The sequence below is a fragment of the Fervidobacterium sp. genome (genome assembly GCF_059913585.1).
Genome location: NZ_DBOLZL010000024.1, coordinates 1 through 13,679, shown reverse-complemented (window position 1 = coordinate 13,679; position 13,679 = coordinate 1). Strand labels below are relative to the sequence as shown.

Annotated in this window: 14 protein-coding genes and 1 rRNA gene; 12 read left to right on the top strand and 3 right to left on the bottom strand. The window is 39.5% G+C overall.

Annotated features, from left to right (window positions below; all coding sequences use genetic code 11):
- Window positions 1-13 precede the first annotated feature (13 nt).
- From rrf to AC3M61_RS10140, 8 genes are all read left to right on the top strand, one after another.
- A 5S ribosomal RNA gene (gene rrf, locus AC3M61_RS10175) occupies window positions 14-130 on the top strand.
- 196 nt (window positions 131-326) lie between these two features.
- Window positions 327-1,874: a GGDEF domain-containing protein gene (locus tag AC3M61_RS10170; protein WP_500780711.1), complete on the top strand. Its 1,548-nt coding sequence runs from the start codon at window positions 327-329 to the stop codon at window positions 1,872-1,874.
- 36 nt (window positions 1,875-1,910) lie between these two features.
- Entirely contained in the window at window positions 1,911-2,741 is an 831-nt protein-coding gene (locus tag AC3M61_RS10165; protein ID WP_500780710.1) for a protease complex subunit PrcB family protein, read from the top strand.
- A 154-nt stretch (window positions 2,742-2,895) separates the two neighbouring features.
- A complete protein-coding gene (locus AC3M61_RS10160) occupies window positions 2,896-3,804 on the top strand; it encodes a pseudouridine-5'-phosphate glycosidase (RefSeq protein WP_500780709.1) in 909 nt (302 codons plus the stop codon).
- Complete coding sequence (locus AC3M61_RS10155; protein ID WP_500780708.1) at window positions 3,759-4,673, top strand: RNA polymerase factor sigma-54; 915 nt, start codon at window positions 3,759-3,761, stop codon at window positions 4,671-4,673. The genes AC3M61_RS10160 and AC3M61_RS10155 overlap by 46 nt, the downstream gene beginning before the upstream one ends.
- Window positions 4,674-4,677: 4 nt before the next feature.
- Entirely contained in the window at window positions 4,678-5,277 is a 600-nt protein-coding gene (gene yfcE, locus AC3M61_RS10150; RefSeq protein ID WP_500780707.1) for a phosphodiesterase, read from the top strand.
- Entirely contained in the window at window positions 5,241-5,843 is a 603-nt protein-coding gene (locus AC3M61_RS10145) for an IMPACT family protein (RefSeq protein WP_500780706.1), read from the top strand. Before yfcE ends, AC3M61_RS10145 begins: the two co-directional genes overlap by 37 nt.
- Window positions 5,844-5,864: 21 nt before the next feature.
- Complete coding sequence (locus AC3M61_RS10140; RefSeq protein WP_500780705.1) at window positions 5,865-7,064, top strand: pyridoxal phosphate-dependent aminotransferase; 1,200 nt, start codon at window positions 5,865-5,867, stop codon at window positions 7,062-7,064.
- 63 nt (window positions 7,065-7,127) lie between these two features.
- Here the strand turns inward: AC3M61_RS10140 and AC3M61_RS10135 are convergent, their stop codons facing one another.
- Together AC3M61_RS10135 and AC3M61_RS10130 are read right to left on the bottom strand one after the other, a co-directional pair.
- Window positions 7,128-7,343: a hypothetical protein gene (locus tag AC3M61_RS10135; RefSeq protein ID WP_500780704.1), complete on the bottom strand. Its 216-nt coding sequence runs from the start codon at window positions 7,341-7,343 to the stop codon at window positions 7,128-7,130.
- Between the two features lie 43 nt (window positions 7,344-7,386).
- Entirely contained in the window at window positions 7,387-8,628 is a 1,242-nt protein-coding gene (locus AC3M61_RS10130) for a hypothetical protein (protein ID WP_500780703.1), read from the bottom strand.
- Between the two features lie 142 nt (window positions 8,629-8,770).
- On the opposite strand from AC3M61_RS10130, the gene AC3M61_RS10125 reads away from it, so the two are divergent.
- Window positions 8,771-8,917, top strand: coding sequence for a hypothetical protein (locus tag AC3M61_RS10125; RefSeq protein ID WP_500780702.1), 147 nt, complete (start codon window positions 8,771-8,773; stop codon window positions 8,915-8,917).
- A gap of 290 nt (window positions 8,918-9,207) precedes the next feature.
- Window positions 9,208-9,390: a hypothetical protein gene (locus AC3M61_RS10120; RefSeq protein ID WP_500780701.1), complete on the top strand. Its 183-nt coding sequence runs from the start codon at window positions 9,208-9,210 to the stop codon at window positions 9,388-9,390.
- Between the two features lie 72 nt (window positions 9,391-9,462).
- Here the strand turns inward: AC3M61_RS10120 and AC3M61_RS10115 are convergent, their stop codons facing one another.
- Window positions 9,463-10,695, bottom strand: a complete 1,233-nt coding sequence (locus AC3M61_RS10115) for a hypothetical protein (RefSeq protein WP_500780700.1) — start codon at window positions 10,693-10,695, stop codon at window positions 9,463-9,465.
- Window positions 10,696-10,863: 168 nt separating this feature from the next.
- On the opposite strand from AC3M61_RS10115, the gene AC3M61_RS10110 reads away from it, so the two are divergent.
- Window positions 10,864-11,628 (top strand): glycosyl hydrolase 108 family protein, encoded by a 765-nt coding sequence (locus tag AC3M61_RS10110; RefSeq protein WP_500780699.1) that lies wholly within the window; start codon window positions 10,864-10,866, stop codon window positions 11,626-11,628.
- Window positions 11,629-11,772: 144 nt separating this feature from the next.
- Window positions 11,773-13,566, top strand: coding sequence for a molecular chaperone DnaK (gene dnaK, locus AC3M61_RS10105; RefSeq protein ID WP_500780698.1), 1,794 nt, complete (start codon window positions 11,773-11,775; stop codon window positions 13,564-13,566).
- Window positions 13,567-13,679: the final 113 nt, after the last annotated feature.

The following is a 13,679-nucleotide window of genomic DNA, read 5'->3' as shown; positions in this document are numbered from 1 at the left end:
CTTTTGAATGGCCCTGGGTGCCGATACTGCGGTGGGAAACACCCAGCTCCATTCCGAACCTGGCCGTTAAGCCACCGCGGGCCGATGGTAGTAAGGGGGCGACCCCTTGCGAGAGTAGGTAGTGCCCAGGATTCCTAAATATCCTTCAAAAAGCCTCTGCTTTCCGCAGAGGCTTTTGCTTTTTTTATATTTTTTTCAAAAAGGCAACTTGATAAAAATATTTTAACAGTGATATAATACATTTTGAAAGTGTGCTGAGTGTTTTTGTGCGTAGATATTCATTAAAGCGCCGTTATTATTTTCGTGATGCCGGGGTGTGATAGAAAATGGGGGAAGTTAAGAAGGCTTCTTTGTGTATGAAAGGTTTATTTTTGATTATACTTGCCGGAGTGGTATCTGGGGTTCTTTACTTTACACTTGGATTGATAAATCAGCCAGTTGGACCAGTTATACAATGGGATGCTGGGTTGGGTAAATATATAGAACTTGACAAACCTTCGAAAGTAACTTTAAATGGAACCTTTGAGTACAATGGTGTAAACAACTACATTGTTTTTCAAAAGGTTTTGGCTACAAAGTTTGATGTTTACGTAAACGGTGTACTTACAGCCTCGTTTGGAGATGGTAGTGGAAATCTTTGGCCCAGGGCTTTATTGGTCAAAGTGCCACAAATGTTATTGTATCCAGACAGGCCAAACAAAATAACTGTTGTCTTACATGGCTTAGTTGGTGTAGGTTTGTATGGTAAACCGTACTTGGCAACTTATGAAGATGCTATACAAAGGGTTGCGTTAATTGATTTCTTCAGAGATAAAATCACGCTCGTCGGTATTGGTGCCACAGCTTTGATTGTCTACTTACTTTTGATTGCTTACCAGAGTGCTAGTGAAAAAGAGAAAAAGGTTTATCGCTACTTAATTACTGCCTCTGTTTTTATGATACTCTCGCTCGTTCAATTCACCTATCGCGAATCCTCTGGTAGCCCGGTCGTGTACCTCTTATTCGAAGAATTTGCCATAACAGGTTCGGTGTTTGTTTTGACATTTCTCTTTTTCTCTGTTCTGACCATTTCAACTGGGGATGTTTCGCTCAGCAAAAAATTCAGGTACATTTTGCAAGCCATACCTGTTGTTTTAATATCGATAGCTGTATTTTCCCCAAGTGTTAAATACATCCACATCGTAAGTACAATTTCAGAGCTTTACTCACTTGGCCTAATGTTTGTCATACTTTATTTCATCTTCAAACACAAACTAATAGAACTCTACTTCCCAGTCATATTCCTATACTTCACAGGAATCCAAACATTTTATGTTTTAGCCACAAACCAAACAAACGAACTGACAATTCATTACGGTCGATTTGTTTTTCTTGTGTTTGTTGGAACTGCAACAATCCGGAAGTTTAAGGAGCTATTTATTTCACACGAAAGACTAAAGAGGGAGAACCTTATCGACCATTTAACCGGTGTCTATAACCGAAAGGTGATAGACCTAATTCCCAAGGGAGGAATATTCGTCCTACTTGACCTAGACGGTTTCAAAGCTCTCAACGATAAATACGGTCATATTTACGGTGACGACGTGCTGAGAAGATTTGCTGAGATTGTGAAATCGCATATCAGAAACCAGGATTATTTCATACGACTGGGTGGGGATGAATTTTGTTTGATATTTAAATCTGTAAAAGAAACTGACGTATTGAAAATTGTAAATCGTTTATACAACGATTGCAAAAATGTGCTTGGTATTGGTTTTTCGTATGGTTACGCCCCATTTGAAGATTTTGACAAAGCATACGAAGAAGCCGATAAAAAGATGTATGAACAGAAAATGCAAAAACACGGACAAGACAGCAAAAAATCAGGTTTATAATCTGCTTTTTGCAAACTTTTCGAAGGGGGCGATTTCATGAGAACTAAAAGCACACAAAGAATCATCTGTTTGTTAACGGTTTTAGCTATTACCGTAGTATTTTCTGTACTTTCTTTTTCTCAGGGAACAGAATTATTCGTCAAAAAGCTTACCACAACATTGCCTGAGTATTTGTTCAAATCGGTCGGGACAAGGACTTTTTCTGTTCAGTATATAAAGCTTTTTGAAGATGAAGAAAGTAAAGGATACATCCTCAAAGCATGGTTGTTCCAGCCTCTAACAACCCAGCAAACTAATACTTCTTTCAAAATACGTGCAATAAGTCCAGATGGTAAGAAAGAATACACAGAAGAAATTGCAGGGACACGTGATAAAAGCTACATTCGCCTACCTTTAATATTAGTTATCCTTCCAGCCAAATATACACTGTATGTCAATTCTCAAGTTGTTGAGCAACCCAAACCAACTACAGGTGGTGAAGTGAGCGTGCCAATTTATGGTGATAAAGAGAGTGCGAATATAAAACTGTTGGTCAGAACACAAACGGGTTACAGGGCTATTGATGAAGGTGAAGAGGTATCAAAAGATGATGTTATATTCCTTCAAGTAATTGCAGGAACATTCCCAACAGGTGGTTATCGAATAGAACTGAACGAACCAGACATCGTTTATCCAGTTGGTAAAAATCCCGGAAAGATTACGGTAACAGGCACATTTTACAAACCAGGTCCCGGTGATATGGTGACACAGGCATTTACAACACCAACAAAAACAATAGAACTTGGTAAATTCCCCGCGGGCATGTATGAAGTGATAGTGGATATAAAGAACTTAGGTGAGTTCAGAACGATTTTCAATGTGAAGTAACGAGAATAACTTTATTCTTGTAAGCAGGGGAGCCAAGGGACAAATCGGTTGGCTCCCTTTTTATCTTCTAATTTTTGCCGAAGTTTTTTATGTATGTTATAATTAACATCAGAAGATAACTATAGTTTAGCGAAAACCAGTAGGAGTGAGAAAAATGTATGAATTAAGAATATCGCCTAAGGTCAAAGATGCACTTGAAAAAAGCAAACCGATTGTTGCTCTTGAGAGCACTGTGATTGCTCATGGTTTACCGTATCCACACAACATAGAAACGGCAAAGATTTTGGAAGAAATATGCACAGAAAATGGTGTTGTTCCAGGAACGATAGGGGTTCTTAAAGGGCAAATCATAGTGGGTATGACAGAGGAAGAAATCATCCGTATGCTCGAAGATGACCCCTTAAAAATAGGTACGCGCGAGATACCTTACGTGGTTGCATTGAAGAAAAGTGCCGCAACAACGGTCAGTGCCACGATGCGCATAGCGAAAATGGCTGGTATAGATGTTTTTGCAACGGGTGGAATTGGTGGTGTACACGTAGGTGACTGGGATGTCTCGCAGGATATAACGGAGATGTCGAAGACAGATATAGTAGTTGTAAGCGCAGGTTGTAAGTCCATTCTTGATGTAAAAAAAACTATCGAATTTATGGAAACATTCCAGATTCTCGTGCTTGGATACAGAACAGATAAGTTCCCTATATTCTACGAAGGTCTGTCTTCTTTCAAATTAGACCACGTGGTTGAAAAACCAGAAGAAGTTGCAAAGATTTACTTGGCTAAGGGAGAACTCGGGATAGAAGGTGCTATCTTAGTTGCAAATCCCATTCCCGAAGAGCACGCTATATCAGAAAGCGAAGTGGAGGGTTACATCGAACAAGCGTTAAAAGAATGCGAAGAAAAAGGTATCACCGGTAAGCAAGTCACACCATATCTACTTTCCCGTGTAGCTGAACTGAGTAACTACAAAACCTTAAGGGCGAACATTGAACTTTTGAAAAATAATGTGAGGTTGGCATGCCAGATAGCAAAAGAAATAACAGCTCTCAAAGTCCAAGGTTAGAGCAAAAATTATTACTCACAAAAACGGAAAGGTTCTATCTTAACATACTTGAACTACCGTATCATATCTTGCGTGAAAAATACTTGCCTGTGGTTGAAATAGATGACACATATCATGCATATTCTGAAGACCTCCATGAGGTCTTAATTAAGTTGTTGCCATATCTTGGATTAAGTGACCAAGAAGAGAAAGTGGCTGAATACGTAATTTACAACATCGACAGTAAAGGTAGAATAAGGATTACACCCCAGGAACTGGCAGAAAAATTTAATATCCAAACTCAACAAGCCAAAGAACTTATTGACCTAATTTTCACAGAATTTGCAGAAGAGATTCAGCAAAACACAGTTAATGAAAAACTCATGTACATCGAACCGGATATAATAATGACCCCAGAAAAGGTAGAGGTTCGAAAGATAGAGGTAAAGGACCCAATAATAGCCAAGGCGTTACAAATGAGAGAAGAAACACTCCTGAAAATTTGCGAAGAGATACGTAAAGTAAATGAATATTTTCTCAGAGGCTACAGAAAATACCCCCAGATATTTACCATGAGATATATGGCAAGGCTCTTAGGTGTCCATGTTTCGACCATTAGTAGAGCTGTCAGAAACAAACACGTTAGCACACCCTTCGGTATTCTTCCTTTGAGGTTCTTTTTTGGCAGAATACTCAACCAAAAAATTGTGTTGCAAGAAATCGAAAAACTGCTCAAATTGGATAGCGGACTAACAGATGCTCACATTACACTTGTACTCAAATCGGCAGGTATCCAAATATCACGCAGAACGGTGAATAAATATCGAAAAATGTTGGAAATTTTACAAAATAACCAAGATGATAAAACGACATATAGCACAGGAGGATGAAAGTATGGGACACGTTAAAGTATTGATAGTAAGTGATACACATGGCTCTGTGAAAGCTTGGGAAGATTTAGAGAAGCTATTCGATTTGTCTTCTTTCACAAGTATATTCCACCTTGGCGACATCCTTTACCATGGTCCCAGGAATCCACTTCCAGAAGGATATAACCCAAAAGAATTAGTTGAAAGACTCAAAAAGTATCGAATCAACTACATACGGGGAAACTGTGATGCGGATGTTGACTTGAAAGTTTTGGAAATACCTGAAATGCCAAAAATCTCCTTGGAATACTTCGGTGATTTCTCTTTTACACTTGTCCACGGTGAGATTTTTGAAGAAAACAACATCGAGGAATTTGCCAAGGATACCCACGCTCAGTTCATCGTTCATGGTCACACGCATGTTTCAAAAATAGAGGAAATAAGCGGAAAATACGTGTTGAACCCGGGAAGCACATCCCTTCCGAAAAACGACACTCCAAGAAGCGTTTTGGTAATTGAAGTAGATAACGAAACACTCTCAGCAAAGTTCTACAACCTCGACAACGGGCAGGTGTATATGGAAGCAAAATGGAGATTGAAAGATTCAGAACTATTGAAGGAATAATTGAAACAAAGATAAACATAGAACGTTCTATATTCATCACCACACTTAAAGGAATCCAAACAGAGGAAGAAGCCAAGGCTTTTATAAGCGAAATTAACAGAAAATATCAAGATGCTACCCACAACTGTCCAGCTTACAGGTTAATTTATAATGGCAACATTCTTGAATTTTCTTCAGATGCAGGCGAGCCTTCGGGAACGGCTGGTCTGCCCATACTTAATACCCTTCGCAAACACCAACTACTCAACGTAGCGGTTGTCGTTACCAGATATTTCGGAGGAGTAAAACTCGGGGTCAGAGGTTTGATAGATGCATACTCTAAAGCAGTTGAGATTGCAGTTGAGAAAGCGCAGAGTGAAAAACGCATAATTGAGAAAAAAAGAGCATACAAGCAAAAATTAAAGATTGATTTCCTTTCGTACGGTAAAAAAATGCAACAACTGAGCTATATAGGGGTTACCATACTTGATATTTCGTATACCGAAGAATATGCTTTAATTGAACTGATACATTCCGAACCATTGGACATGCCAGAAGTCGTAAGCACTGAATTAGTATACGTATAATACGATAAGGAGGAATTGCACATGGTTTCAAAAATATCCAAAAGGGCACTTGAAACTCCGGCAAGTCCTATAAGAAGACTAGTCCCCTATGCCGACGAGGCAAAAAAGAGGGGAATACAGATCTACTACCTTAACATAGGCCAGCCTGATATCAAAACACCGAAGGTTTGGTACGAGTATATAGAAAAATACAAACCAGAAGTTGTTGCCTATACACACTCACAAGGTCTTCTGGAACTAAGGGAAGCGTTTTCTAAATACTACGAACGACACAACATACACGTAACAGCTGACGACATAATGGTAACCAATGGCGGTAGTGAAGCCATAATGTTTGCACTTGGTGTTGTCTGTGACCCTGGCGATGAGGTTATAACCATCGAGCCATTCTATGCGAACTACCTTGGATTTGCTTCTTACCTCAATGTAAAACTCGTCCCAGTTACAGCTCATCCTGAAGATGGCTACAGACTACCACCAATGAGTGAATTTGAAAAAGTCGTCAGCCCAAAAACGAAAGCTATACTCTTTTCTAACCCATCCAACCCAACAGGAACTGTTTACACCTATGAAGAAATGAAAACAATTGTAGAATTTGCCAAAAAGCACAATTTGGTGATAATTTCTGATGAAGTCTACAGAGAGTTCACATTCGATGGCAGAAAACACATCTCCATATTCCACTTCGAAGGCATTGAAGAACAAATCATCATGGTCGATAGCATCTCAAAACGCTACAGTGCTTGCGGTGCAAGAATAGGTACACTTGTCACAAAGAACAAAGAATTCTACAAGAATGCACTCAAATTTGCACAAGCAAGACTTTGTCCGGCTGAAACAACACAATTTGGGGCAATTGGGTTGCTCACACTTGGAGAAGACTACACAAACTCTGTGCGTGATGAATACCAAAAAAGAAGAGACGCAACCTACGAAGCTCTTAAAGAAATCCCAGGTGTGGTAGTCCACAAACCAGAAGGTGCATTCTACCTATCAGCCAAACTCCCTGTTGAAAATGCAGAAGATTTCATCATTTGGATGCTCAAAGAGTTCAACGTTGACGGCAAAACAACGATGGTTTCCCCACTGAGCGGATTTTATGCAACCCCCGGTGCTGGAATGAGTGAAATTCGAATCGCCTACGTTCTTGAAGCAGATAAACTTGCTGATGCGGTGAGAATACTTGCTGAAGGGATAAAGGTCTATAACTCAAAAAAATAAATAAGCTTGATAATAAAAAACAAAAAAGCGGCAGCCATGTTAGACTGCCGCTTTGATAATTTTTTAGAAGTCTTCAAGCTCAAGCGTCTTTGTCCCGTCTGTTGGAACGAACAATTCCTTAACGCTCTTGTTTGACGCCGTATAAAGCGTAGGATATACCAAAATGTTTTTTGTAGTATCAATATCAAACTGCGCAAAATCGCCACCGATTTTTGGAACTACGTAATTATTACCGACAGCTGCGAGATATCCGGATGATACTTGAGCTATATAGAGCACATCAAATTCAGGATTTCCATAACTGTCGACTGAATCATAGTAGCTAGTATAGTCGGTTCATCGTAAAAATGAAAAATCCAAGCTTAAGCATCTTTGCCCCGTCTGTTGGAATAAAGAATTCTTTAACGTTTTTATTTGAAGCAAGATAAGATGGAGGGTATACTTTAATGCTCTTTGTTGTATCAATATCAAACTGCGCAAAATCGCCACCGATTTTTGGAACTACGTAATTATTTCCAACAGCTGAAAGGTATCCGGATGATATATAAGCCACGTACGGTAAATCTGAAGAAGAATAACCAAAATAAGTCATGTATAAGATAGTGTTCATACCTGTCATGTTTGGATTGTAAGGCGTTATCACAATTTTAAGATTATTATTCTCAACGGAAGTACTTACTCCCGTTTCTGGGAAATTTGCAGGGTTAATTGAACTTGTCGCAAATGGTGTCGTCGTTGGGTAATCTTTTCGATATTCATTATAAGATAACCCTCGAAACAGGTTACTGTAAATCGGAACATAAAGGTCCTTATCACTCTTCAATGTACTTGGTATCTTAATACCGTTAACGAAGAAAATTCCGGTAGTTCCGCCTACGAGCCATGCAACAGAAATATCATCAAATTTAGTTGCACTCTCGGGTGTTTTTAACATGTCTTCGGTTAAAGTAATTTCCTTATCGGAATTCAGTTCAAAATTCCTAATAATAGCGACTTTTTCTACATCCGATGCTGGCGTTCCTACAAAGATTACCAAATCTGCCTTTGCTTTTGGTAAGTTTGAAGCAACCGCCTTGTTTGATTGAACGGTTGGGTAGTCAAACTTATCACAGAAAAACACACTCAATGTTTTATCGTTATACCCTGAAGGTATGTTGATCGTGAGGGTTGCGAAATCTTCAGATGTGGTGGGGGATAGGGGGGGTAGAAGGTCTATATGCACATAATTTGTTTCGGATAGTTTGGCGTGGAAAAACCGAACGCTTTTTGGTTTGCTCGGAGACCCAGGCTCAGCGATAGCAATTGAATACAACCCCTGTGGGTCCTTCACCGTAAACTTGTACACACCGTTTGTTCCTGTTAACTTTGTCCAACTACCAGTCAATCCATCTTTAGCATAGACCAAGTGAGCATTTGTGGGATGCCCAGCTCTAGATGTTTGGATAACAACCTCTTTTGATGTACTAGGTGGTGTTACTGGGGCACAGGAAGAGATAACCATGAACAATGTAGTTGTAACTGTCAAAAACAGAAAAACTTTGGAACTTAATAATCTCTTCAACATACGCCCACCTTCCTTCGTAAAATTTGTTGGTACTACTTGTACCAACATAATATATTATACAAGTGAAACTTGAAGTTCGTCAAACAGAAAAATATGTTATAATAATCTAAAATCTCTATACCAAAATTATTGGAGGGCGTAAATGGACAAATCTGACAAGACCGAAAGACCTGAGATAATACTCACTTACGCCATAATCTTCGGTGTCATACTCTTAATTAACGGTGTTGTCTACTTAGCAATTGCAAAAGCAAGGCACATCGGTAACAATCAGCAAATCAAAGCATAGAAGTTTCCAATTCAGCAACCACCACCGACATTGTAAACACGAATCAAAGCGATGAAGAAAGTACGACAAATTCAGAGAATAAAATTGACTCTGAAATACTGGATAAATACAAAGAACTTGAAAAAGAAATAGAAGAGCTCAAAAATACTCTTGCTATTCAACGTACGGTTGAATACGTAATATATAGCGTTGTAGACTACGAAGGAGGAACTCTCACATACGACGAACTTGGCGGAACAACGAAATACGGCATAGCCTCGAGGTTTCATCCAGATATAAACGTAATCTGGATGCTCAAAGAATTTAACGTCGGTAGTAAGACAACTATGGTTTCCCCACTGAGCGGATTTTATGTAACCCCCGGTGCTGGAATGAGTGAAATAAGAATAGCTTACGTGCTCGAAGCTGACAAACTTGCTGATGCGGTGAGAATACTTGCTGAAGGGATAAAGGTCTATAACTCAAAAAAATAAATAAGCTTGATAATAAAAAACAAAAAAGCGGCAGCCATGTTAGACTGCCGCTCTTTTTATTTTTTTATTTTTTCAAAATCCCCAGTAGCCAAACTTAAGCATCTTTGTTCCATCTGTTGGAATGAACAATTCCTTAACGCTCTTGTTTGAAGCAGCATAAAACGGAGGTTCCACCAAAATGTTCTTTGTTGTATCAATATCGAACTGCGCAAAATCGCCACCGATTTTTGGAACTACGTAATTATTACCGACAGCTGCGAGATATCCGGATGATACTTGAGCTATATAGAGCACATCAAATTCAGGATTTCCATAACTGTCGACTGAATCATAGTAGCCAAAAATGGTTGTGTACAAAATCGTCTCTAAACCTGTCATGTTTGGATTGTAAGGTGTTATCACAATTTTAAGATTATTATCCTCAACGGAAGTGCTTACTTTTGTTTCTGGGAGATTTGCAGGATTAATCGAACTTGTTGCAAATGGTGTGGTTGTTGGGTAGTTTTTTTGATATTCAGTATAAATAAACCCTCGATTCCAGTCAGCAAAACCCAAAATATAAAGGTCATTATCACTCTTCAATGCAGTTGGTATCTTAATAGAATCAACGCCGAAAATTTCGGTAGTGCCGCCTATGAGCCATTCAACAAAAATATCATCAAATTTAGTTGCACTTTCAGGCGCTTTTAACATCTCTTCGGTTAAGAAAATTTCTTTATCGGCGTCCAGTACAAAATCTCTAATAATAGCAACCTTCTCTATTCCAGACTCTGACCAAGGCGCTCCTACAAAGATTACCAAATCTGCTTTTGATTTTGGTAAGTTTGGAGCAACAGCCTTGTTTGATTCAACCATTGGAAATCTGTGCTCATGATGGAAGAATACGCACAGTTGTTTGTCGTCATACCCACCAGGCATGTTTATTGTGAGTGTTGCGGCATCTTCATCTGTGGCGTTTCCAACGTCTATATACACATAATTTGTTTCAGAAAGCTTTGCGTGGAAAAATTGAACACTTTTTGGTTTGTATCCAAACTCAGGCTCAGCAACAGCGATTGAATAAAGTCCCTGCGGGTCGTTAACCGTGAACTTGTAAAGACCGTTTGTTCCTGTTAACTTTGTCCAACTACCAGTCAATCCATCCTTCGCATATACCAAGTGAGCATTTGTGGGATGCCCATGTCTTGAGGTTTGAATAACGACTTCTTTTGCCGTGCTGGGTGGCGTTACTGGGACACATGAGAGCACGATGAAAATCAAAGCTATGACGAGAGCTAAGAAAACCACTTTGTTCCCTTTCAACATAATTTCATCTCCCTTTTAAAAATTGGTGGGATTACCCACCGTTATATATGTTTAGACCAAACCCCTTGTTTCTTCGTTCAAATTGGAAGAATAAAAATTGCAAAAGTTTTGGATGGACCATATGATATAATTCACATTGTAAGTTTCGGAAAAAACGGAGGCGGAAAGTTGCGCAATTCCAAAAAGCTTGAAAATAGCCTTTTTTACTTGATAATTATTGGAAGTTTCATAATAACCTTTTCAATTTTGGGCACGTTTTTAAACAGCAAAACACTGCAGGCTCAAAATCAATATACTCAGACAGACATACGTGAGCCTTATTTTGCCTCGCTTGAACATAATGCAGAGTCGACAGAGCTTGTTATTACCGAAACTTACACTGAGTTTGAGACAGACACCCAAGAAGATACTGTAACACTAATTGAAAGATACAATCAAATGCAAGAAGAATTGAAAAGCCTGAGGCAGGCATTGGCAAGAGACAGAACAGTTGAATACGTTATTTATAGCGTTGTTGACTACGAAGGGGAAGCCTTGACTTTTGATGAAGCAGGAGGATTCACAAAATACGGGATATCTTCTAAATACAATCCCGATATCGATGTTTTCCGTATTACAAGGCAAGACGCATTCAATATCTTATACGTTCGCTATTACCTTCCCAACGGCCTTTACAAATACCAAAGCGTAAGACTCCAAGTAGCTCTAATGCACATGTGTGTGCTCTTTGGCAACAAAGCCTTCTCAATAGCCTATTCTGTAGTTCCAAAGGAAAAACTCATCGTATTGCGTGATTCTGACCCCGAATTTCCCAAAATTATTGAAAAACTAAGACTCGCTTTCAGAGAACATGCCAAACGCATTGGTATCAAAAATCCCAAGTATTTGAACGGATGGCTGAATAGGATAAACAAAGTATTTTACATAGGATAAATCCTCACACCAAATCACATTTAGGGTGCTACTGTCACCCCAAATTTTTTAGAAATTTTGATTATCACTCTTGACAAATGAGTGCTAATTTGATAGAATATATTCGGCAAACAAAAAACAAAAATTTTACGGAGGTGGATATATATGGCGAAGAAAGAGTTTGTTGTTGGAATTGACCTTGGCACGACCAACTCAGTTATTGCATGGATGAAACCAGATGGAACAGTCGAAGTCATTCCAAACGCAGAAGGCAGTCGCACGACACCGTCTATAGTCTCGTTTACGAAAACCGGTGAGATTCTTGTTGGTGAACCAGCAAAGCGCCAGCTCATTTTGAACTCGGAAAGAACTATTAAATCCATTAAAAGAAAAATGGGAACAGACTACAAGGTGAGGATCGATGACAAGGAGTACACACCTCAAGAAATCAGTGCGCTCATACTCAAGAAACTCAAAAAAGACGCAGAAGAATATCTCGGTGGTGAAATTAAAAAGGCAGTTATTACTTGTCCAGCTTACTTCAACGACGCTCAACGACAAGCTACCAAAGAGGCTGGTATCATAGCTGGACTTGAAGTGCTCAGGATAATTAACGAGCCAACAGCTGCAGCATTGGCTTACGGTCTTGACAAAATGGAAGGTGAAAGAAAGGTTCTGGTCTACGACCTTGGTGGGGGAACGTTTGACGTCTCCATACTTGAGATAGGTGGAGGAGTCATTCAAGTTATCGCAACAAGTGGTAACAACCACCTCGGTGGTGACGACTTCGACCAAAGAATAATGGACTACATCATCGACGAGTTCAAAAAACAACATGGCGTAGACTTAAGAAACGACAAACAAGCGCTCCAAAGAATCAGAGATGCTGCCGAAAAAGCAAAGATAGAATTGTCTACAAAACTTGAGACGGACATAAGCTTGCCGTATATCACAGCTACAGCTGAAGGTCCACTGCACTTAGAAATGAAACTCACAAGAGCAATGTTCGAATCACTCACAAGAGACCTTGTTGAAAAAACAAGAGAACCAATTGAAAGAGCACTTAACGACGCAAAACTTTCGCCACAGGACATCGACGAAATAATTCTCGTTGGTGGTATGACAAGAGTTCCGATGGTGCAGAGGTTCATCAAGGACATTTTCGGAAAAGAACCGAACAAGAGTGTGAACCCAGACGAAGCTGTTGCAATTGGCGCGGCAATCCAAGCAGCGATTTTGGCAGGAACCGAAGGTGCAAAAGACAAAGACGTAGTACTTGTAGACGTTACACCACTCACACTCGGTGTTGAAGTCAAGGGTGGATTGATGGAACCGATAATTCCAAGGAACACAACAATTCCTGTTAGAAAGAGCAAAATATTCACAACAGCTGAAGATGGTCAAACAAGTGTTGAAGTAAGAGTCTATCAAGGTGAACGTGCAATGGCAAGAGATAACATATTCCTTGGTAGCTTCCAACTTGTAGGTATTCCACCGGCACCAAGGGGAGTGCCACAAATCGAAGTTACGTTCGACATCGACGCTGATGGTATAGTCCATGTCTCAGCAAAGGACCTTGGCACTGGAAAAGAACAATCCATGGTTGTCACTGGTAGACATCAACTAAGCAGCGAAGATATTGAAAGAATGATTAGAGAAGCGCAAATGTATGAAGAACAGGACAGAAGAAAACGTGAAGAAGTCGAACTAAAGAACAAAGCGGACGACCTTGCTTACCACATCGAAAAAATACTCAAAGAAAACGGTGACAAGATACCAGCAGATACAAAGAACAGGTTAGAAGAAATCATTAAGGATTTGAGAGACGCAATCAACAGAGACGATATCGCAAAAGTCAAGATACTATTCGACGACTTGCAAAGAGAAAGCATGAAGATAGGCGAATACCTCTACAAACAACAAGCTCAAGGTGGAGCAAATCCGAGTGAACAAATGTAATAAAACGTAATAAAAACCCCAGTGGGCAAAAGCTCGCTGGGGTTTTTATTTAATACCGCACATCCCAGACTTATAAAAAAAACATTTGACCTCTGCATTTGCAGGGGTCTTTT

Excerpts from the sequence above, each read along its gene's own strand:
- AC3M61_RS10170 (WP_500780711.1), top strand. The coding sequence starts at position 327 with ATGGGGGAAGTTAAGAAGGCTTCTTTGTGTATGAAAGGTTTATTTTTG.
- AC3M61_RS10165 (WP_500780710.1), top strand. The coding sequence starts at position 1,911 with ATGAGAACTAAAAGCACACAAAGAATCATCTGTTTGTTAACGGTTTTA.
- AC3M61_RS10160 (WP_500780709.1), top strand. The coding sequence starts at position 2,896 with ATGTATGAATTAAGAATATCGCCTAAGGTCAAAGATGCACTTGAAAAA.
- AC3M61_RS10155 (WP_500780708.1), top strand. The coding sequence starts at position 3,759 with ATGCCAGATAGCAAAAGAAATAACAGCTCTCAAAGTCCAAGGTTAGAG.
- yfcE (WP_500780707.1), top strand. The coding sequence starts at position 4,678 with ATGGGACACGTTAAAGTATTGATAGTAAGTGATACACATGGCTCTGTG.
- AC3M61_RS10145 (WP_500780706.1), top strand. The coding sequence starts at position 5,241 with ATGGAGATTGAAAGATTCAGAACTATTGAAGGAATAATTGAAACAAAG.
- AC3M61_RS10140 (WP_500780705.1), top strand. The coding sequence starts at position 5,865 with ATGGTTTCAAAAATATCCAAAAGGGCACTTGAAACTCCGGCAAGTCCT.
- AC3M61_RS10130 (WP_500780703.1), bottom strand. The coding sequence starts at position 8,628 with ATGTTGAAGAGATTATTAAGTTCCAAAGTTTTTCTGTTTTTGACAGTT.
- AC3M61_RS10125 (WP_500780702.1), top strand. The coding sequence starts at position 8,771 with ATGGACAAATCTGACAAGACCGAAAGACCTGAGATAATACTCACTTAC.
- AC3M61_RS10120 (WP_500780701.1), top strand. The coding sequence starts at position 9,208 with ATGCTCAAAGAATTTAACGTCGGTAGTAAGACAACTATGGTTTCCCCA.
- AC3M61_RS10115 (WP_500780700.1), bottom strand. The coding sequence starts at position 10,695 with ATGTTGAAAGGGAACAAAGTGGTTTTCTTAGCTCTCGTCATAGCTTTG.
- dnaK (WP_500780698.1), top strand. The coding sequence starts at position 11,773 with ATGGCGAAGAAAGAGTTTGTTGTTGGAATTGACCTTGGCACGACCAAC.